The 20,238-nt window shown below is 61.3% G+C and carries 18 protein-coding genes and 2 pseudogenes; 12 read left to right on the forward strand and 8 right to left on the reverse strand.

Annotated features, from left to right (window positions below):
* Positions 1 to 52: 52 nt before the first annotated feature.
* Complete coding sequence (locus ACZ9BX_RS25935; RefSeq protein WP_027512908.1) at positions 53 to 721, reverse strand: GntR family transcriptional regulator; 669 nt, start codon at positions 719 to 721, stop codon at positions 53 to 55.
* A 180-nt stretch (positions 722 to 901) separates the two neighbouring features.
* Between ACZ9BX_RS25935 and ACZ9BX_RS25940 the strand changes: the two genes are divergently transcribed.
* From ACZ9BX_RS25940 to ACZ9BX_RS25960, 5 genes are all read left to right on the forward strand, one after another.
* A complete protein-coding gene (locus ACZ9BX_RS25940; protein WP_476220971.1) occupies positions 902 to 1,939 on the forward strand; it encodes a 4-hydroxythreonine-4-phosphate dehydrogenase PdxA in 1,038 nt (345 codons plus the stop codon).
* A gap of 71 nt (positions 1,940 to 2,010) precedes the next feature.
* Positions 2,011 to 3,003 carry a Bug family tripartite tricarboxylate transporter substrate binding protein gene (locus ACZ9BX_RS25945; RefSeq protein WP_476220972.1) on the forward strand — a complete coding sequence of 331 codons (993 nt, stop codon included), beginning with the start codon at positions 2,011 to 2,013 and terminating at the stop codon, positions 3,001 to 3,003.
* Positions 3,004 to 3,061: 58 nt separating this feature from the next.
* Positions 3,062 to 3,556, forward strand: a complete 495-nt coding sequence (locus ACZ9BX_RS25950) for a tripartite tricarboxylate transporter TctB family protein (protein ID WP_476220974.1) — start codon at positions 3,062 to 3,064, stop codon at positions 3,554 to 3,556.
* A gap of 17 nt (positions 3,557 to 3,573) precedes the next feature.
* Positions 3,574 to 5,088 carry a tripartite tricarboxylate transporter permease gene (locus ACZ9BX_RS25955; protein WP_476220975.1) on the forward strand — a complete coding sequence of 505 codons (1,515 nt, stop codon included), beginning with the start codon at positions 3,574 to 3,576 and terminating at the stop codon, positions 5,086 to 5,088.
* A 38-nt stretch (positions 5,089 to 5,126) separates the two neighbouring features.
* Positions 5,127 to 6,521, forward strand: coding sequence for an NAD(P)H-dependent oxidoreductase (locus ACZ9BX_RS25960; RefSeq protein ID WP_476220976.1), 1,395 nt, complete (start codon positions 5,127 to 5,129; stop codon positions 6,519 to 6,521).
* A 152-nt stretch (positions 6,522 to 6,673) separates the two neighbouring features.
* Here the strand turns inward: ACZ9BX_RS25960 and ACZ9BX_RS25965 are convergent.
* A pseudogene (locus ACZ9BX_RS25965) lies at positions 6,674 to 6,820 on the reverse strand (proline/glycine betaine ABC transporter ATP-binding protein); the annotation flags it as partial.
* 205 nt (positions 6,821 to 7,025) lie between these two features.
* Between ACZ9BX_RS25965 and ACZ9BX_RS25970 the strand changes: the two are divergent.
* A complete protein-coding gene (locus ACZ9BX_RS25970) occupies positions 7,026 to 7,535 on the forward strand; it encodes a hypothetical protein (protein WP_476220978.1) in 510 nt (169 codons plus the stop codon).
* Positions 7,536 to 8,036: 501 nt separating this feature from the next.
* On the opposite strand, the gene ACZ9BX_RS25975 is transcribed toward ACZ9BX_RS25970, so the two are convergent.
* On the reverse strand, positions 8,037 to 9,032 hold the full coding sequence (locus tag ACZ9BX_RS25975) for an aldo/keto reductase (protein WP_476220980.1): 996 nt from the start codon (positions 9,030 to 9,032) through the stop codon (positions 8,037 to 8,039).
* 96 nt (positions 9,033 to 9,128) lie between these two features.
* Here ACZ9BX_RS25975 and ACZ9BX_RS25980 point away from each other — a divergent pair, with 96 nt between their 5' ends.
* Positions 9,129 to 10,019, forward strand: a complete 891-nt coding sequence (locus ACZ9BX_RS25980; RefSeq protein ID WP_476220982.1) for a LysR family transcriptional regulator — start codon at positions 9,129 to 9,131, stop codon at positions 10,017 to 10,019.
* Positions 10,020 to 10,691: 672 nt separating this feature from the next.
* On the opposite strand, the gene ACZ9BX_RS25985 is transcribed toward ACZ9BX_RS25980, so the two are convergent.
* Positions 10,692 to 10,898, reverse strand: coding sequence for a hypothetical protein (locus tag ACZ9BX_RS25985; RefSeq protein WP_087005025.1), 207 nt, complete (start codon positions 10,896 to 10,898; stop codon positions 10,692 to 10,694).
* 308 nt (positions 10,899 to 11,206) lie between these two features.
* Between ACZ9BX_RS25985 and ACZ9BX_RS25990 the strand changes: the two genes are divergently transcribed.
* From ACZ9BX_RS25990 to ACZ9BX_RS26005, 4 genes and pseudogenes are all read left to right on the forward strand, one after another.
* Positions 11,207 to 11,758 (forward strand): Spy/CpxP family protein refolding chaperone, encoded by a 552-nt coding sequence (locus ACZ9BX_RS25990; RefSeq protein ID WP_476220983.1) that lies wholly within the window; start codon positions 11,207 to 11,209, stop codon positions 11,756 to 11,758.
* A gap of 102 nt (positions 11,759 to 11,860) precedes the next feature.
* Complete coding sequence (locus tag ACZ9BX_RS25995; RefSeq protein WP_087005022.1) at positions 11,861 to 12,559, forward strand: response regulator; 699 nt, start codon at positions 11,861 to 11,863, stop codon at positions 12,557 to 12,559.
* Positions 12,560 to 12,563: 4 nt separating this feature from the next.
* Positions 12,564 to 13,826 carry a sensor histidine kinase gene (locus ACZ9BX_RS26000; RefSeq protein WP_476220985.1) on the forward strand — a complete coding sequence of 421 codons (1,263 nt, stop codon included), beginning with the start codon at positions 12,564 to 12,566 and terminating at the stop codon, positions 13,824 to 13,826.
* Positions 13,795 to 13,944: pseudogene (locus ACZ9BX_RS26005) on the forward strand (type II toxin-antitoxin system RelB/DinJ family antitoxin); the annotation flags it as partial. The gene ACZ9BX_RS26000 and the pseudogene ACZ9BX_RS26005, both read left to right, overlap by 32 nt.
* Before the next feature lie 19 nt (positions 13,945 to 13,963).
* On the opposite strand, the gene soxG reads toward ACZ9BX_RS26005, so the two are convergent.
* Genes soxG through ACZ9BX_RS26025 form a run of 4 tightly spaced genes read right to left on the reverse strand, consistent with a single transcriptional unit; the run spans position 13,964 to position 19,002 of the window.
* Positions 13,964 to 14,497, reverse strand: a complete 534-nt coding sequence (soxG, locus tag ACZ9BX_RS26010; protein WP_476220986.1) for a sarcosine oxidase subunit gamma family protein — start codon at positions 14,495 to 14,497, stop codon at positions 13,964 to 13,966.
* On the reverse strand, positions 14,490 to 17,453 hold the full coding sequence (locus tag ACZ9BX_RS26015; protein ID WP_476220987.1) for a sarcosine oxidase subunit alpha: 2,964 nt from the start codon (positions 17,451 to 17,453) through the stop codon (positions 14,490 to 14,492). Before ACZ9BX_RS26015 ends, soxG begins: the two co-directional genes overlap by 8 nt.
* The gene (locus ACZ9BX_RS26020) at positions 17,450 to 17,728 is read right to left on the reverse strand and encodes a sarcosine oxidase subunit delta family protein (RefSeq protein WP_476220988.1); all 279 of its coding nucleotides are present in this window, start codon (positions 17,726 to 17,728) and stop codon (positions 17,450 to 17,452) included. The genes ACZ9BX_RS26015 and ACZ9BX_RS26020 overlap by 4 nt, the downstream gene beginning before the upstream one ends.
* A 23-nt stretch (positions 17,729 to 17,751) precedes the next feature.
* A complete protein-coding gene (locus ACZ9BX_RS26025) occupies positions 17,752 to 19,002 on the reverse strand; it encodes a sarcosine oxidase subunit beta family protein (RefSeq protein WP_476220989.1) in 1,251 nt (416 codons plus the stop codon).
* Between the two features lie 97 nt (positions 19,003 to 19,099).
* Between ACZ9BX_RS26025 and ACZ9BX_RS26030 the strand changes: the two genes are divergently transcribed.
* Positions 19,100 to 20,059, forward strand: coding sequence for a GlxA family transcriptional regulator (locus ACZ9BX_RS26030; RefSeq protein WP_476220990.1), 960 nt, complete (start codon positions 19,100 to 19,102; stop codon positions 20,057 to 20,059).
* The last annotated feature ends 179 nt before the right edge of the window (positions 20,060 to 20,238 follow it).

Raw genomic sequence — 20,238 nt, forward strand, 5'->3', positions numbered from 1 at the left:
GTGGCCGGCGGGTAGCGATCATCATAAGGCAGATCGAGGCGTGCAGGCAGCCTCAGACACCGTCCTTGACGCGCTCCCATGCGTTCTTCAGGTGCCGTCCGAGTGCCTCTGACAACGCAGGCTTATTGCGCTGTTCCAGCGCGACGATCATCTCTTCATGCTCGGCAACTGCGGCCGCCCATTTCTCCGGGCCTTCGTGACCGACGAAACGAATGCGCTTCAGCCTCGTCTGCAACGTCCCATGCATGTTCGAGAGCGTTGCGTTGTGCGCCATCTGAACGATTGCCGTATGGATCGCCTGGTTGAGCTTGTAGTAGTTCAGCCGGTCACCCGACCTGTATTTCTCCAGCATTTCGTCGTGAAGAGCGCGAACATGGGCGATTTCCTCGACTGAGCCGAGCTCGCAGGCGAGCCGTCCGGCCAGCTCCTCCATCGACTGCAACACCGTCAGCATGTCTTCGACATCCTTCGGGCTGAAGCGCTTCACGACCGCTCCGCGGCTGGGGACGAGCTCGACGAGCCCTTCGCTCGCCAGATATTTAATCGCCTCGCGCAACGGCGTCCTCGAAACGCCAAGCTGCTCGCCGAGCTGGCCTTCGTGGATACGGCTTCCCGGCGCGAGATTGCCCTCGATGATCATGTCGCGCAGGTGGTTCACAAGAGTGTCGTGCAAGGCTGTTCGCTGCAGCGGCGCAACGCCGCTGACATCACCCGCGCCCATGTTGATTGAGTTCGTCCGGACCACGCTGATTCTCCATTGAGGGCGCTCGCTGAGGTCACGTAATGAGACTCCGAAGCGATCAAGTCAACGGAATATTCTGCATACAGAATACAGTGCTCTTGATATTGAATGCCAAACTGTTGTATCTGCTGTTTCGAGGAGAAACATGTGGAGAGGCCCATGACCAAAGACGGCACAGCCGAAACGCGTCCAGTGATCGCCCTTGCAATGGGCGATCCGGCAGGCATCAGTCCCGAACTTACCGCCCGCATCATCGCCCTTCCGGAAGTTCGCGAAGCCGCGCACCTTGTCGTAATAGGCGACCGTCGTATTCTTCAGGGCGGAGCCAAGGAGGCGGGCGTCGAACTGAACCTTGCAAGCGCGTTGCTCGACAATTTTGAGGAGGCGGGTAAAGATCACCATGTCTTCATCGATCTCGGCCATCTCGATCCTGCCGACGTGGTACGGGGCGAGGCGACGCTTGCAGGCGGCACTTTTGCCACGGCAAACTTCCGCACTGCGCTGGAGCTTGCCCACGCCGGCCGAGCCCACGCCGTCTGCTTTACCCCCTTCAACAAGAAGGCGATGCGTTACGCTTATCCCGGCTACGACGACGAAATCCGCTTTGTTGCCGACGTCATCGGGTTCACCGGCAAGGCGCGCGAATTCAATGTTCTCGAGCGCGTCTGGAACGCACGCGTGACTTCGCACATACCTCTGGCAGACGTTGCATCCGCTCTATCGGTGGAAGGTATTCTCGCCGAACTGGAACTGACACAGGCGTGCCTGAAGAGCGCCGGTCGCGAAAATCCGAGGATCATCGTCGCAGGGCTTAATCCGCATGCCGGCGATGGCGGCAATTTCGGAACGGAGGAGATCGATATCATCGAACCGGCCGTAGCAGCCGCCCAAAAGGCCGGCTTCGACGTCGCAGGACCGTTCCCTGCCGATACCGTCTTTCTGCGGGCACTCAAGGAAGAGTTTCATGCCGTTCTGACCATGTATCACGATCAGGGCCAGATCGCGATGAAGCTGATCGGTTTCGACAAGGGCGTGACCATGATCGGTGGCCTGCCGTTCCCGCTCTGCACGCCGGCTCACGGCACGGCCTATGACATCGCTGGAAAGGGTATCGCCGATGTAGGCGCTACCCGCGAGGCGTTGCTTCTGGCGGCACGCATGGCCAGAAGGGCTACAGCGCTGTCTGCGGCGGCTTGACTTCAGAAATCTGCAGCATCGACCGGCATGGAGGAGGGTTCGTGCCGGATGAGTTCAAAGGAGGAGTAAAGATGAAGAAGCCTTTTTCTGTTGTATACACGATCCTGGCGGCGTTAACCGCGGCTAGCCAGGCATTCGCATTCGAACCGAACCGCCCGGTCGAGTTCGTCGTTGCCTCGGGCGCCGGCGGTGGTACCGACAACTTCGCCCGCACCATCCAGTCCATCATTACGAAGTACAAGCTGATGGATCAGTCGATGGTCGTCCTCAACAAGGGTGGCGGCAGCGGCGCGGAGGCGTTTCTCTACGCAAGGCAGAACAAGGGTGACGCGAACAAGCTCTATTTCGGAACAAACAACGCCTATTTGCTGCCCCATGTGGCCAAGATGGCCTATTCGACCAAGGATCTGACGCCCGTTGCCGCTCTCGCGTTTGACGAATTCCTGATCTGGGTAAAGTCCGACTCTTCCTATGCGAAGCCGACGGACCTCGTTGATGCCGCCAAGGCAAAGCCTGGAACGGTCGCCTTTGCCGGCAGCCAGTCCAAGGACACGGACGAGACACTCGTTGCCCTGATCGAACAGCAGACCGGTGCGAGCTTCAAGTACGTGCCGTTCAACGGTGGCGGTGAAGTCGGCGTGCAGCTGGCGGGGGGTCACGTGACTGCAAACGTCAACAACCCGAACGAGAACATCGGACAGTGGCAAGCTGGAGCCGTCAAACCTCTCTGTGTCTTCTCGTCCAAGAAAATGGCAAAAAGCGAGCCGATCCATGACGGCAAGGGCTGGCAAGACATTCCGACCTGCATCGAGGCCGGTATTCCGATTGAGTCCTACAAGATGCCGCGCACCGTCTGGACTGCGGCTGATATTCCGGACGATGCCCTTGCCTACTACACCGAGGTTCTTCGCAAGGTGAGCGAAACCCCGGAATGGAAAGAGTATGTGGGCAAGACTTCGCAGACCGGGGATTTCCTGACCGGTAAGGCGCTCGGCGAGTTCATCGCAACCAGCGAGACGAATGCCGTCAAGGTCTTCAAGGCCGAAGGCTGGCTCGTGCAGTGAGATGACCGGTCCGGCGAACGCCGCCGGACCGGCCCTTTCTCATAAGGGAGGATAGCAAATGCACATAAGACGCATCCACATGGAGCTGCTCGTCGCGACAGTGACCGCAGGCATCGGACTTCTTGCTGCGAGCGGATCGCTCGATCTTGGAGTGGGTTGGGAAAGCTCCGGCCCGCAACCTGGCTACTTTCCCTTTTATGTCGGACTGATCGTGCTCTTGGCGAGTGCCGCTTCCGCCGCGCAGACGCTTTTCGCACTCCGACAGGACGGAGAAAAGCGCCGGGAGATCTTCCTGGAGCGCGAACAGGTCAGGCGTCTGGCTTCTTTTTTCGTGCCGATGGCGGTTTTCGTGGTCGTTGCCATCCAGCTCGGTCTTTATGCCGGCAGCGCACTCTATCTCTTCTACGTTTCGTGGAGACAGGGAAGATATCATTTCCTTGCAGCCGTTTCCCTCGGTCTCGGATTTGCCTTGGCTCTTTATCTGATTTTCGAGATCGTCTTCCAGATCCCGCTGCACAAGGGTCCGCTCGAAAACATGTTCGGCGTTTACTGAAGGCCAGGGAGGCTTCGATGGGAGATTTTGGGCTGCTGCTGGACGGGTTCCAGATCGCTTTGACGCCCTACCACATCATGCTCATGGTGGTGGGCGTGATGCTTGGCTTGATCGTCGGCGTGCTGCCGGGCCTTGGCGCGCCGAATGGTGTGTCCTTGCTCATTCCGCTGACGTTTTCGATGGATCCGGTTTCGGCCATCATCCTGCTCGCGTCGATGTATTGGGGTGCCCTGTTCGGGGGATCGACCACCTCCATTCTGTTCAACATTCCAGGCGAGCCGAGTTCGGTCGCTACTACGTTTGACGGCTATCCGATGGCCCGCGCAGGCCAGCCCACGCGCGCGCTGACACTTGCCTTCATGTCGGCGGGCATCGGTGCTCTTACCGGGGTCATTGTCATTACGCTTTTGTCTTCGTGGGCAGCAGGCTTCGCCTTGCGCTTCGGCGCGCCGGAATATTTCGCCGTCTATTTCCTTGCCTTCTGCGCTTTTGTCGGGATGGGCAGCGCTGCCCCGTTGAAAACGGTGGTTTCGTTGGGACTTGGGCTTCTCTTCTCGACAGTTGGCATGGATACCGTCACCGGATCGCTCCGTTTGACATTCGGGCTTGACGTGCTCCTGGGCGGCATCAGCTTTCTTGTGGTCGTCATCGGACTTTTCGGGATCGGAGAGATCCTCGCGACGGTCCAGGACGGGCACAAATTTCGCGGTCTCTCGTCAAGGATCGATCTCCGCGACGTACTGCGCACCATCGCTGAACTGCCCAGATACTACACGACAGTCATCCGTTCTTGCGCGATCGGTATCTGGATGGGCATCACTCCGGGCGGACCGACTGCGGCGTCATTCATGAGCTACGGTATCGCACGGCAATGCTCCAAGCCAGGTCAGGCCTTTGGCAGTGGGCGCGCGGAAGGCATCGTTGCGCCGGAAACAGCCGATCATTCGGCCGGGACCTGCGCGATGCTTCCCATGCTGGCGCTCGGCTTGCCGAGTTCGGCGACTGCTGCGGTGATGATGGGAGGGCTGATGATCTGGGGCCTCACCCCCGGACCGATGCTCTTCACAACGAAGCCCGATTTCGTCTGGGGCCTGATTGCCAGCATGTATGTGTCGAACATCGTCGGCGTGATTCTGGTCCTTACCACGGTTCCGATGTTTGCAGCACTCCTGCGCGTTCCATTTTCGATCATCGGGCCAATCATCGTCGCGATCTGCTTCGTCGGCGCCTATACGGTCTCCAGCGAAACGTTCGACCTCTGGCTGGTGCTCATCTTCGGCGTCGTAGGGTTCGTCTTCAACAAGCTTGAATTCCCGATTGCGCCGCTGGTGCTTGCGATGGTGCTTGGCCACAAGGCCGAAAATGCCTTCCATCAATCGATGATCATCGCGGATGGCTCTCTTGGCGTCTTCTTCTCCAATCCGCTCGTCGGGACCATCACCACGCTGGCGCTCGCGCTCGTTGTCGTTCCCAAGGCCATCAAGCTGCTCTCCCGGTTGCGGCGCCGCGATGCGGCAAGCTCGGCCCGCTAAGGCCGTCTGCCGCTTTTTCTTATGAGGTCGGAGTCATCATGAACTACCACAGCTACTTCCCCAAAAGCTCCGCCCCCGTGGAATGCTGCATCGTCGGCACCGGCGCGTTCGGGCGCAGCTTCCTCGACCAGAGCCGCAGAACGCCGCTTATCAGCGCGCGTGTCGCGGTCGATCTTTCGGCGGAAACTGCAGTGGCGGCACTCCGTTCGATCGGAGTGCCCGCCGGTGAAATCGTCCTTTGCCGGACGGAAGAGGAGGCGGCGGCGGCCTGGGCCGAACACCGGTTTGTCGCAACGGACAACCTCGAGATTGTGCTCGCTCTTTCGTTCACCGTGGTCGTCGAGGCGACCGGCCATCCCGAAGCCGGCGCGCGGCATGCGCGCCTCGCCATCGATGCCGGAAAGCATGTGGCGCTCGTGTCAAAGGAGGTCGACAGCGTGGTAGGCCCTGGTCTTGCTGCGCGGGCTCGCCGCAACAATGTGCTTGTAACCCCGGTCGATGGCGATCAGCCAAGCCTTCTCATGGGGCTGATCAGCTGGGCCCAGGTTCTCGGTCTGGATATCATCGCTGCTGGCAAATCCAGCGAATACGACTTCGTCTTTGATCCGGCGAAAAACATACTGACCTCCAACGGCACGTCGATCTACGCTCCGGAGTTTGCCGCTTGGCTCGAGCTGGGTGCCCTGGCTGCCCCCGATGTCGCAGCAGGCAGGGCGCAGGCAGCAGCAGCGCTGCCCCAGAGGACAGTGCCTGATCTTTGCGAACTGACCCTTGTTGCCAATGCGACCGGCTTCACTGTGGATCGGCTGGATCTGCACGCCCCCATAGCGCGGATCGGCGAAGTGCCAGACTTTTTCGCTCCGGTGGAGGAGGGTGGCCTGCTTGCTCACAAAGCAATTCTTGACGTATTTCATTGCCTCCGGCTCCCTAGCGAAGTCAGCTTCGCTGGTGGGGTCTTCGTCACAGTCGAATGCAACGATGCGGCGACATGGGCCATGCTTGCCGAAAAGGGCCACGTGGTCAGCCGGTCGGGCCGGACTGCGATGCTTTATCTGCCGCGCCACCTTCTGGGTGTCGAGGCGGCGAGCAGCGTCCTGGAAGTCGGGCTCAAAGGTGTGTCAAGCGGTGCCGAGGAGCCAAAGCCGGTCATCGACCTCATCGCCCATGCTGATGCCGACCTGCCGGCGGGAACGCTGCTTGCGGCAAGCGGCCACCATCATTCGATCACCAACGTTTCCGGCAGGATGGTGCCGGCGCAGGCGATTTCGGGCGAAAGTCCGGTGCCTTTTTATCTTGCCGCCAACCGCAGGCTGGTTCGACCGGTATCGGCGGGAAGTCCAATCTTATGTGCTGACGTCGAAATCGACGGCAGTTCCGAGCTGTTGAGTTTGCGACAGGAGCAAGACCGGATATTTTCGACGACGTCGCGGTAGGTTGATTTCGCTTGTGGCAATGTCGCGCAAGAGCGCCCGTCCACGCGCCAACTGGACCGGTTGCATTATGTCGATGTCGACGAAGCGGCCGATCGCTGGGCGTCGAACGCTGTTTGTACCGGCGCCTTTGACGACATCTACGTCGATAACGCACCCTGATTGACCTCCTTCACGAAGTTGGCGAAGTATGCGTCTGCTGGTCTAAGGACGATGTCCTGGCTGGCGCCTTGCGGAATGACCTCGCCGTCTCGGGCGATATGGTCGCCTACGCGGAGGGCTTCATCCAGATCGTGAGTGAGCGCAGCCGGATGTGGCAAGCCGCCGGAGGGACGCCTGTTTTCGGGTAAGGCGGCTTGCGGCCATGCGCACGACGGCACGGCCATCGACCTGCGGTTCCGATCACCCCCGATGCATCTTTTTGGGGTCTGAAGCGTTTCCAAGGCACAGCATGGAGACGCACTATGGCCAGGCGGGCATCCACCGACACCGGCATGAACGGGCGGTATGTCCCAAGCGACGAAAGACGGCCGCTCCAAGGACGGCGTCGACCGCTGCTTGTGCGCCGACGGCCGCCGCAAGGCCAAGCGCGGCGCCAGGCCGAGGAGGGTGATGAGTGCGAAAAAGCACCGAGGTAAGTCGATGACGAATATCCGTTTCAAGGGTTTTGACAGTCCCTCCCAGCTTCGAGAACATCTTGCGGACGTGGAGGAAGACGCCTCCGCCGCCAATCTGGCCGAAGACATACCCGTCGACGACGATCTGCAATCGGCCCAACGCGAGGTCGCCTGGCTTCGAAAGGACGTTGCCGACCTGCGTGAGCAGCTGGCCCTGTTCCGCCGTCGGCCCAAAATCGTGGCGGTGAGCCGGATCGGCGCCTATTCGTGGCTGCGCATGGCAGCAGCGGTTCTTGCTGTGGTCGCGCTCGCAACACGGGTGCGTCATCTCCGCCATGGTAGGCTAGGCATCCGCGCGGCTCAGATGATCCCGGCTCGCGCCGATCGCAATCGTTGGTAGGTCCGCTGCCGTGGATTTCATCCGACCACGCCTCAGCACGATATTTTATCGGCAAGCACTATTCGGCGACTTGGCAAAGCTACTGGTTCCCCGCAATCGACGTTGAGGAGGCCGCCGACGCCCAGGTGGGCGGATATCTCGAACGCGGGCGACGCGACCGTTGTGTTGGCAACTTTCATCGCCGTCGACGGTAACGTCGCCACAGGTTCGGTCTCGTGTCAGATCCACCAGATGCCTTAGCGGGTTATCTCGGTGAGGCGGCGGGCGCGGCCAGTGGCCGAGCGAGTTCTATTGGCCGGCCGCGATGTCGCAAGGACTGCGTTCGACGACCGGTACCTTGCCTGCGCCAGCCTGTCGTTCCGACCGCCTTGGCTCTGCCCCACGGTTCTGTGGCGCTGAAGCTTGAGCGGATGGGCCGTCCGGGCAATCGGTGACGCCCGAGGGTGACCGTCAAGGCATAATTGGAGGAACGCCTTGTCGAACCGTGAGGCGTAAAGCAGTCTACCCGTTCACAAGGGCAAGTTCCTGCTCGCGGTAGCGGCTGCCGGTGACCTTTGCCGGAGCGAGCGCCTCGCCGATCTGTTTAAGCTCGTCGTCTAACAAGGTGATACCTGCTGCCGCAGCATTCTCTTCCAAATGCTTAAGCTTGCGCGCGCCGGGTATCGGCACGATGAAGTCCCCCTGATGCAGCACCCAGGCCAGTGCAAGTTGCGCCGCCGTCACGCCTTTTGCCTGCGCCAAGGCCTTCAATGTTGCGATAAGGGCGGCGTTCGCAGCCATGGCGTCAGCTTGAAAGCGTGGCAGGTTCTTGCGCCAATCATCGGAAGCAAGCTCATCGGGCTTATTGATTGCGCCGGTCAAGAGACCGCGACCGAGAGGACTGTAGGGGACGAAGCCGATGCCAAGTTCGCGGCAGACAGCCAAGACCTCCTCCTCGGGATCGCGGCTCCACAGCGAGTATTCGCTCTGCACCGCCGAAATCGGGTGCACATTATGCGCCCGCCTTATCGTGGCAGCGCTTGCTTCCGAAAGGCCGAGCGCTTTCACCTTGCCTTGCCTGACGAGGTCCGCCATGGCTCCAACAGTTTCCTCAATAGGCACGTTGGGATCGACGCGGTGTTGGTAGAAAAGGTCGATCTGCTCAATTCCGAGCCGCCGGAGAGATCCTTCCGCTACAGCCTTCACGTGTTCCGGACGACTGTCGACCCCGACCATCCGCGACATGCCTTCGCCCTTATCGGCGATCTTGAAGCCGAACTTGGTTGCGATCACGACGCGATCCCGGTGCGCCTTCAAGGCCTTTCCGACCAGAAGCTCATTATCGAAAGGACCGTAAACCTCTGCGGTATCGAAGAAAGTTATGCCGATCTCGACCGCGCGGTGCAGCGTGCGAATAGCGTCTGCCTCATCCTGACCGCCATAAGCGAAAGTCATGCCCATACATCCAAGGCCTACCGCCGAGACGTCCAGTGCGCTTCCGAGCTTCCGTTTTTTCATCACCTGATCTCCTTTTGTGATGAAGGGAGGATAGGACAAGGGAGGTCGTTCGTTAATTCGCCTGGAAATTCACACGCTGTTCTATAGAATAGAACAATGGACAGAAGTCGCCTACCTCAACTTGCAATCTTCGCGACCGTGGCTGCCTGCGGCGGATTTCGCGGCGCGGCCAAGGAGTTGGAGATAGCGCCTTCTGCTGTAAGCCACGCCATATCGAGCCTGGAGATTACTCTGGGAGTAAGGCTCTTTTCTCGAACGACCCGTAGCATCGCGCTAACGGAAGAGGGCGCACTGCTTCTCAAGCGGCTAAAGCCGGCGCTGGGCGAGATTGACCGGGCGCTCGATGCGGTAAAGGAAATGAGTAATCGTGTAGCCGGCAATCTTCGCCTCAGCGTGCCGCCTTTTGCGGCGCATTGGCTTCTGGCGCCACGTCTTGCGGATTTCAGCAGGGCTTACCCGGGCGTCATACTGGAAGTCCGGGTCGAGGAGCCATTCAACGACATTGTCGCTGCAGGCCTCGATGGCGGCATGCGGCTCGGCGAGAGCCTGGAGCCGGACATGATCGCCGTGAGAATGAGCGCTCCCATACGGGCAAGCATCGTTGCTTCACCCTCCTATTTTGCGCAAAGGACCGTGCCGGTCCATCCGCGTCAGCTAGTGGATCACGCGTGCATCCGACGGCGATTTGCCAGCGGACAGGTTTATAGATGGGAATTTGAAAAGGATGGCGAAGAGCTGGTCCTTGATGTCGACGGCCCGCTTATTCTAGGCGACGATCGGCTGGTGCTAGAGGCCGCGCTCGACGGCGCTGGTGTCGCGTTCCTGCTAGAAAACATGGCGAGGGCCGCCATTGAAGAAGGGCGGCTGTACCAGATCCTTGCCGATTGGTGCGCGCCGTTTCCCGGTGTCTACCTTTATTACCCAAGCCGGCGCCAGATGCGGCCCGCACTGCGTGCCTTCATCGAGTTCTTCAAGTATTCGGGCTGACAGGTCATGCATGTTGCAATCGTGCTTCGAGGGTCGTTCTGACTGCAAAAATGGAGGAGCCTTCAGCCCGGCGGGATATTATCAATTCTCGACAAGGACTGCTTCTGTCGATTGCAACTGAGACAACGGCATGAGTGAGTTTGCTTCGCGTTTTGAACTCAGCATATCCCCGACGATCCAGAAGCAAACCATGGGTAAGGGCTCGCGTGACTGTCTGCCCTGACCGGGATTGGCTTGGCGTTTCCATCAACGGCGCGTGCGAACAAAAAAGGCCCTGCGGGGCGGGGGGTGCGGACGGTTGCAGGGCCAGGTTGCCAGAATATATACTGGCTGAACGCGCCTCTTTGACCGATATGTTTTTTGAGACAGTATGCGCGAGCCAGAAGAGTAGCATATTTGCCGCGAAAAGAAGCTTGTCCCAAAGGCTTAAGTGGACTGGGGTAAGCGCTGATGGAAGCGACCGTCCGCTAGGAAACCTGATTGGCGCGCCAAACGGTCATTTGGGTGCATGATGTCTGAACGGGATTGTCGTTCGGTAGCGGCGGGATGCGGTGCGGAGCCATTCCGGCTGCACAGCACCGCATCACGTCGCGGATTGATGGTTCGAGCGAATTCGGCGGGTGTCATCCCGCCGTGCCCATTTGGCCTAATGGTGCCGGACGGGCATTCTGATTAACGGGTCGCAAGCAACTCCCGAAGCTGGTGGGGTTTATCGACGCCGAACTCGAACCACATCACCAATTCCCGCGCGGCCTCTTGGGCCTCTAAGTTTAAAATGTCGTAGTGGCGGCTTTCGCACCATTCCTTGAGCAAACCATCTAGCATACTCAGGTCATTTGAAGACAAAGCGCGTTTCTTCAAGGCCACTTTGTGTGACATTCTATTTCCTCCCAAAAATAGTACTTTTTCTAGCTGCTGACCCAGCGAGTATGACTTTAGTCGAATGTTTCTTTCTCGAAAATACTCTTGCGCAAACTTTAACGCATTGAGGATGTAACTGCCTGATTGGTCGCAGGAATTTTTATCGAGTCAGCACGACGGCTCGAGGGAACTGATGCCGCCAAGCCCGTCCGCGAAGGCGCCGCTCCGGCTTTACATTCCTTTACATTTACCCGGAACGCGCGACACGTTGCTCTGTTAGCTTTCCTAAATTGCAGCAGGCGCTGCGGAGTGAAAGGAGACTAACTATGGAAAACGAGGACAAGAACTTGGCGAGCCCGACGTCCGGCGAACCAGCCTCGAAAGGATGGGGGCGCCGCGCCGCGATCGGCAGCCTGGCAGCCGTCGCTATTGTCGGCGCGGCCGGGTTTGCGGCCGCGCGAAGCGACGGTTTCGGTTTCGGCATGGGCGGTTTCGGCATGGGCGGCCACATGATGCACGCACATATGGGAGGTAGCGGCTTTATGGAACACCGGATCGGCTCCGTGCTTGACGAAATCGATGCGACGTCCGAGCAGGAAGACAAGCTTTGGGAGATCATCGACAAGGCGCGCGATGAGATCGGGCCGACTTTCCGGGACGTCCGCGAGACGCGTGAGCAGGTTATTGAGCTCCTCGGCGCCCCGACCGTCGACCGCGCCGCTGCCGAAAAGCTCCGCAGTGAGCGCATCGCGGCCATCGACGAGGCCTCGCGCAAGATGACCACTGCGCTCCTCGACGCCGCCGCAGTTTTGACGCCGGAGCAGCGGGCCAAGCTCGTTGAGCATTTGAAGGAGCGCAGGGGCCACGGCCGATGGTAGGGCGAGGCGGCTCCTGCATGTACATGCAGCGTTCCAAAGTGCTACAGCGACCTCTGCGCGTCTGACGCGCGGCGCTGTAGGCGACTGAACGGAGCGCAGGAGATGGCGGAACGGGTCTTGATTGTTGACGACGATATGCGCCTGTCCGCCATGCTCGCCGACTATCTCTCAGGAAACGGCTACACCGTCTACACCGCGGCGACGGCCACCGCAGCCCTCACCGACCTTGGCCGCCGCGCCCCGGACGCCGTGATCCTCGACGTGATGCTGCCGGACCTCGACGGCTTCGAGACCTGCCGGCGCATGCGCGCGGTATCGGACGTGCCGATCCTCATGCTTACGGCCAAAGGCGAAGAGACAGATCGCATCGTCGGGCTGGAACTCGGAGCCGACGACTATCTGCCCAAGCCTTTCAATCCGCGCGAATTGCTGGCGCGGCTGAAGGCGGTCCTGCGCCGCCGCAACGGTAGCGCAGCGGTTTCGCGCGTCCTGCGCTTCGGGCGGCTGGAGATCGATCCGGGATCCCGCTTGGTCAGGATCGACGGCCGTGAATGTGCCTTGACCAGCTACCAGTTCGACCTGCTTGTGGCGCTTGCCGAAAACGCCGGCCGCACGCTGTCGCGCGAACGGTTGATGGACACGGTCAAGGGCGAGGAGTTGGATGCGTTCGACCGCTCCATCGACGTCCATATCTCGCGCATCAGGGCGGCCATCGAAGACGATCCCAAGCATCCGAGGCGCATCATCACCGTGCGCGGCGCCGGCTATGTCTTCGCCCGTTTCCAGGACGATGAGAGATAGAGCGATGCGCAGTCGGCTGTTCCTGAAAATCTACCTGACGCTGCTCGCGAGCCTTGCAGCGGTCGCCGTCGCCAGTGCGGCCTTCGTGTGGCTGGGACAGGGAGAGGAGGAGGCCGGTTGGCAGAGCCAACGTGCTCGGTTCGTCGCCGCGCTGATTCCGCCCGACATGGACAGGCGGTCGGTGGAGGCGGCGCTGGAGCGGTTTTCACGGGCCTTGGACGCCGACATAGCCGTCTACGATCCGCGCGGCAGCCTGATCGCGAGCGCCGGCCGGCCGCTCCCGCGCGACATTCTCGAAAGGCCCTGGCGCCACGGCGGAGGTAACTTTCACACCATGGTGACGAAGTTGCCCGACGGCCGCGCCGTGGCCGCTCGCATGGGGCGGTCCATCGGACCGTCGGGCCGCAATCCGCTCGCCTATCTGGCGTTGATTGCCGGCGTCATCGGGCTCGCCGCCTATCCGGTGGTGCGCCACCTGACCCGCCGGCTGGAGCGGTTACGCAGGGGCGTGGATGCGTGGGGAAGGGGCGATTTCGTGGCGCGTGTACCGGCCGACGGCAGCGATGAGGTCGCGGCGGTAGCGAAGAGCTTCAACAAGGCTGCCGATCACGTTGAGCGATTGATCAAGTCACACCGCGCTCTGCTCGCCAATGCCAGCCACGAATTGCGCTCGCCGCTTGCGCGCCTGCGCATGGCGATCGATCTCTATGAGCAGGCGCCGGACGAGAACCGCAAGGAGGAGATCGTACGCAACCTTGCCGAACTGGATATGCTCGTCGAGGAGATCCTGCTGGCGAGCAGGCTCGACCATATCGAGAAGCTCGATGCGCTCGAGTCCGTCGACCTCCTGGCCCTGGTCTCGGAAGAAGGCGCGCGCACCGGCGTCGAGGTCACCGGCACGCCTGCGACTGTCATAGGCGATGCGCGCCTGATCGGCAGGCTGGTTCGCAATCTCATGCAGAACGCGCTGCGCCACGGCGGCCCGCCTGTCGCAGCCACTCTTGCGCAGGCAGGCAATACAGCAGAACTGAGGGTCCGCGACCACGGCCCGGGCATACCGGACAGCGAGAAGGTCCGCGTTTTCGAGCCGTTCTACCGGCCCTCGGGACGAAGCGAGGCCACGGGCGGCTGGGGCCTGGGGCTGGCGCTGGTGCGCCAGATCGCCGAGCGTCACGGCGGCTCGGTCCGTTACGAATCCCCACCGGGCGGTGGCGCCTGCTTCATCGTAACGCTTCCTGTCCACCGGGTCGCTCGAAAGATCAACTGAAGTGTCAATGCCGCCCTTCATGGGACTGACGGTTTCGGATGCTGTCGGCATCACGTTGACCCGAACTGCAAATGAAGGCGTCCTGCCATTGGAGCTCGTCCGCAACAGCGACGTCTACACGCCTAACAAACCCGCGGTCAGCCGAATTCTGCGCTCATGCGAGCGAGATCGTCCCACAGGCTCTCGGCAAATCCTCGCAGCACGATGATCTCGAATGTCTCGGCGTCGATACAGGTGATGTGGGCCACGATATGGCCGATGAGCGTCGTTGCGGATTGTCCGACGGGGAAGAAGCCCGAAGCAAGATCGACGGCCGTGCCCTTGGAAAGGACCCGCGCCGCCATCTTGCCGCTGATCCGGATGCGGACGCGTCCGTGACTCTGGTCGACGCCGGTCGCGCGCGGTTCGAGCGCGTCGAACAGGGCCTTCATGTCCTGAAATGTCATCGGCTCTTCACCGATGATGAACCACTGACCGGGCGAAACAGGGCGTACGGTGAGGGCGGCCCCCCTGGCGAGGCCGTCGAGGACGGATGCTACATCCTGTTCGTTGGGCCGGGCGAGCACATGGATGACAGCGCCTTCGGGAAGCGATGAGAGCCTGACGGCAGCAGAAGAGATTGCCAGCTTGGCGCCAAGCACAGGGCGAAGGGTCGGGCGGAAATCAGACATGGAGCCTCTCGTTCTGCGGATCGAAGAACACCGGATTGCACAGGCGCGCCGCAGTAAATTCATTGCGCAGGCCGTTCCAAATCATCACCTCTTCACCGTGCCGCTCGGATCCGTGCTTGACAAGGGCAAGGCCGATGGTCGAGCCGACATGGGGCGAAAACGCACTTGAGGTGACATAGCCTTGGTCGTTTTCGAGCGTTGCGACCGCATCCTTGGAGAGGATGTGGGAACCCGTGCGGAAGGACTGCTTCGAATCGAGCGGCACGACGCCGACTAAGCGCGGTCGGTCTTCCGCCACAAGCCCCTCGCGCCCCACCATTGCCTTGCCGATGAAGTCGGCCTTCACCGCCGAGACCATTTTCGCAAAACCGAGATCGGCCGGAACGACGGTGCCGTTGATCTCGTTGTGGGTGACATGTCCCTTCTCGATGCGCATGACGCCGAGCGCCTCGACGCCATAGGGCATGATGCCATCGTCTTTTCCGGCGTCCATCAGGGCATCGGCGACGCTTTCGCCAAAGCCGGCCGGCACGGCAAGCTCGTAGGCGAGTTCGCCGGAGAAGGAAATCCGGAAGAGGCGGCCGTGAAGCTTGCCGTTGAAAAGCGAGACCTCTTTTGCGGCAAGGAACGGGAAGGCAACATTGGAGATGTCGTCGTCGACGATTTTCTGGAGGATGGAGCGGGCTTTCGGCCCGGCGATCGCCATTTGTGCCCACTGGTTGGTGACCGATGCGAGGCGCACGTCCAGATCCGGCCACAGCGCCTGCGCGCAGAACTCCAGATGGTTCATGACGCCTGCGGCATAGGCCGTCGTCGTCGTCATGAAGAAGCGATTTTCCTCAAGCCGGCTCGTCGTGCCGTCATCGTAGATCGTGCCGTCCTCGCGCAGCATCAGGCCGTAGCGGGCCTTGCCGACGGACAGTTTCAGGAAGGCATTGGAATAGACCCGGTTCAGGAATTCCGCCGCATCCTTGCCACAGATCTCGATCTTGCCGAGCATTGAGACGTCGCACAGCCCGGCATTCTCCCGCACGTTCAGCACTTCCCGGTCGACGCTTTCGCGCCATGTCTGTTCGCCCTTTCGCGGGAACCAGGAGGAGCGATACCAAAGGCCTGTCTCGACGAAGACGGCGCCGTTCTTTTCCGCCCAGCCGTGCAGCGGCGATCTGCGCACCGGCTGGAAATGATGTCCGTGATAGGCGCCTGCCAGCGCGCCGAAGGAGACCGACGTATAAAAGGGCCGGAAAGTCGTCGTGCCGACGTCTGCCGGCGAGACGCCGCGTGCTTCGGCCAGAAGACCGATGGCATTGACGTTGGAAAGCTTGCCCTGGTCCGTCGCCATGCCATTGGTGGTGTAGCGCTTGGCAAGCTCCACATGGCCATAGCCTTCGCGGACGGCAAGACCGAGGTCCTTGCGATGCACGTCGTTCTGGTAATCGACGAAGGCCTTGCCCTTGACGCCGGCTATGGACCACACAGCCTTTTCAGGTGGGGCGACGATATCGTTTTCTACCGCGCCGAATGCGGCGGGTGCTGCCTTGAAGCCGAGTGCCTCTGCCATGGCAATGCCCTGCCGCGCACCGTCCGCAAGGCAGGCCGCAAGGCCGTTGACTGCGGAAACGGAGCCGGCGAGCGCGAGCCCGTTCAGGTTGCCCGGTGCGAGGAAGGCTGCATTGTCATCCGACCAGACCGGCTTGCCGCCGCGGTGGCAGGCGAGGTGGATGATCGGGCTGAAGCCGCCGGCCATAGCCAGGGCATCAACGTTCAGCCTTTCCGTGCGGCCATTTAAGCGGATATCGATTGCGCTGAGGGCCTTGCCGCCCTTGGCATCCGATACCACGGCATCACGGATGATGCGCGCCGGTCCAAAGTAGCCGCTGCCGCCGTTTTCGCGGCTGTCGACGATCGCGGCGAGGTGGACGCCCTGCGCCTCGAGATCGCGGGCCAGCGCATAGCCGCTGTCGTTGGTGGTAAAGATCGCCGCCGTCTTGCCGGGCGCGACAGCATAGCGGTTGAGGTAGTGGCGCATGGCGCTCGCCATCATCACGCCTGGAATGTCGTTGCCGCCGAACATCAGCGGGCGCTCCTCGGCTCCCGTCGCCAGCACGGCGCGCTTAGCGGCAATGCGCCAGAGGCGTTCTACAGGTACGTTGGATTGCGGTTCGGACACGTGCTTTTGCACCCGCTCGACGGCGCCGAAGACATTGCCGTCATACCAGCCGAATGCGGTGGTGCGGGTCAGAAGGGTCACATTCGGCAAGGCTCCGAGTTCGCAGATGCAGTCAGCCGCGAAATCGACTGCCGCCTTGCCGCCGATCGATGCGGTCTCGCCCAGAAGCTGGCCGCCGGCAACTGAGTGTTCGTCGATGAGAATAATGCGGGCGCCGGCACGGCCAGCACTGATCGCCGCTGCCAGACCCGCCGGCCCCGCGCCGATGACGAGGAGGTCGCAATGCGCCCAGCACTTGTCATAGGCGTCTGGATCGGCCGCATATGTCGCCTTGCCCAGTCCGGCCGCCTTGCGGATGAAGGGCTCGTAGATCTTTTCCCAGAACGCGGCAGGCCACATGAAGGTCTTGTAGTAGAAACCGGCGCTGAGGAAGGGCGACAGAAGGCTGTTCAGCGCGCCGATATCGAGGTCGAGGGACGGCCAGCGGTTCTGGCTTTTCGCTTCGAGGCCGGCATAGAGTTCCTGCATGGTGGCGCGCGTGTTCGGCTCGGTGCGGCCGGCGCTGCCGATCGTCATCAGCGCGTTCGGCTCGGCGGCACCCGCCGTCAGGATGCCGCGTGGCCGATGATATTTGAAACTCCGGCCGACGAGCTGGCGGCCGTTGGCAAGCAGTGCAGAGGCGAGGCTGTCGCCCCCAAGGCCCCGCATCGCCTTGCCGTCGAAGGTGAAAGGCAGCGGCTTGGAGCGGTCGATCAGCCCGCCTTTCGGCAAACGGTAGGATGTCATGCGCGTCTGCCTTCTTTCTCGCCGGACGCAGCGTCGCGGCACGCGGCGATCTCATGGGTCACGGTATCGCGGGTGACGACCAGCCATCGGCGGCAACCGGAGGTGTGGTGCCAGTATTCCTCGTAGGCGCCGCGGGGATTGTCGCGCAGATAGACGTAGTCGAACCACTCGCCGGCACCGGCATCGGCCGCCGGCCGCGTAAGGGCAGCGCCCTTGATGGTGAATTCCTCTTTGGGTCGTCGCCCGCAATGCGGGCAGGGCACGAGACTTGCCATTTCGAATGTCCTTGGTCCGCGAATCAGTGAAGGTTGGGCTGGGCGCCCTGGCCCTTTTCGTCGATGAGGTAGCCACGCTGGAAGCGGTCGAGCCGGAAGGCCGTCGCCGTTTTGTGCGGTGCGTCGCGGGCGAGAAGATGGGCAAAGCAGAATCCCGACGCCGGGGTCGCTTTGAAGCCGCCATAGCACCAGCCGGCATTGAGATAGAGATTGTCGATGTGGGTACGGTCGATGATCGGCGAACCGTCCATCGACATGTCCATGATGCCGCCCCAGGAGCGCAGCACCCGAACGCGCGACAGCGCCGGGATCATCGCCTTTCCGGCTTCCGCGACATGTTCGACCGTCGCCAGGTTTCCGCGCTGGGCATAGGAATTATAGCCATCTATGTCGCCGCCGAAGACAAGGCCGCCTTTGTCGGATTGCGAGACGTAGAAGTGTCCGGCACCGAAGGTGACCACTCCGTCGATAAAGGGCTTCAGGCCCTCCGAGACGAAGGCCTGAAGCACATGGCTTTCGAGCGGAAGCTTCAGGCCGGCCATCTGGGCGACCTGTGAAGAATTGCCTGCGGCTGCGAGCGCCAGCTTACCGCAACCGATGAAGCCGCGGCTGGTTTCAACGCCGGTTACCTGTCCATTGTCGCGGCGGATGCCCGTCACCTCGCAGCCTTGGATGATATCGACGCCGCACTGATCGGCGCCGCGCGCATAGCCCCAGGCGACCGCGTCATGGCGAACGGTTCCGCCGCGTTTCTGCAGCAGGCCGCCCTGGACCGGGAAGCGGGCATTGTCGTAGTCGAGAAATGGCAGCATCTTCCGGACCGAGGCGCGGTCGAGAAGGTCGGCGTCGACGCCGTGCAGCCGCATGGCGTTGCCGCGGCGGGTATAGGAGTCGCGCTGCGCATCGGAGTGAAAGAGATTGAGCACGCCGCGCTGCGATACCATGGCGTTGAAGTTGAAATCCTGCTCGAGCCCCTCCCATAGCTTCATGGAAAGCTCGTAGAAGGGATTGTTGCCCGCCAGCAGGTAGTTGGAGCGGATGATCGTCGTGTTGCGGCCAACATTACCGGAACCGACATAATTCTTCTCCAGCACTGCGACATTGGTGATGCCGAATTGCTTGGCGAGATAGTAGGCCGTAGCGAGGCCGTGTCCGCCACCGCCGACGATGATCACGTCGTAATGGGGCTTGGGCTCGGGCTGCCGCCAGGCGGGCGTCCATTTCCTGTTCCCGAAAAGCCCGTTTAAGACGATGGACAGTGCCGAATAGCGCATCGATGCTTCTTTCCAAGAAGGACCAGTTGCCGGTGTAATAGCATGGGGAACTGCTCCGGCATTGCATCTATGGGACCATATGCCGTAATTTCGGGACATGAGTGCTGGCGACCAGAAGAACCTGCAGCGGATCGGCTTCCTTCTCGTGCCGAATTTTGCGCTGATGTCCTATGCTTCCGCGACCGAGCCGTTGCGGGCGGCGAACCTGATTGCCGGAAACGCTCTTTACGAAGCGATCCCTCTGTCGGCAGATGGTCTTCCGGTTCGTAGTTCGTCCGGCCTGACGATCGCTTGCAACAGCCTTTCCGAGGCTGGGGGCACGTGCCATACGATCTATGTCTGTGCCGGCGGCGACCCGCAAGACTGGCGCGCAAGCGCCTCGCTCCATGCGCCGCTGAGGAGGTTCGCGCGCAACGGTGTGCGGATCGGCGGCATATCGAGCGGCTCTTATGTGCTGGCATCGGCCGGCCTGCTCGACAACAGCGATTTTACGATCCATTGGGAACATGCGTCTCTCCTGAAAGAGGCATTTCCGCATCTGGCCCCGCGCCAGGCCCGGTTCGTCATCGATGGTGCACGCGTGACCTGTGGCGGAGGGGTAGCGCCGCTGGACATGATGCACGCCGTCATTTCCGAGCGGATGGGCGCCGATTTTGCCCGGCGGGTGAGCGACTGGTACCTGCATACCGCCGTCGCCGAGCCCACTGATCCCCAGCGGGCATCGGCCGCCAAGCGCTTCGGGACCAATCACCCAGCGCTGCTCACCGTGCTGGAGAAGATGGAGACCGCGATCGAAAATCCGCTCAGCCGTGCGGAGATGGCGAGGCTCGCCGGCATCAGCGCGCGCCATCTCGACCGGCTCTTTCTCAAGCACCGCGGCATGACCTTCCTCGACACCTACCGACAGATCCGCCTGCAGCACAGCCTCCGGCTGCTAGAGCAAAGCCCCCTGTCGATTTCGGAGATCGCTTTTGCCACCGGCTTTTCGAGCCCTGGCCATTTCTCCAGATCGTTCAAGGCCATGTTCGACAAAAACCCGAGAAATGCGCGGCGGTAAGGCAGCCGGGACTGATTCGTCGCTGACAGATGACGGTGAGTCCGGCTCCGAAATGGGCACGCGGTCAACTGCGTTTCCATCTGAATGCACTTAGACATACGCTTCTGCACGCGTATTCAGGATGGGGTGTGGCTTTTCCTTTGAATCTTGAAATATTTCCTGAGAAGATAACCTTTGCT

It is taken from the genome of Rhizobium sp. USDA 3886 (assembly GCF_056279785.1).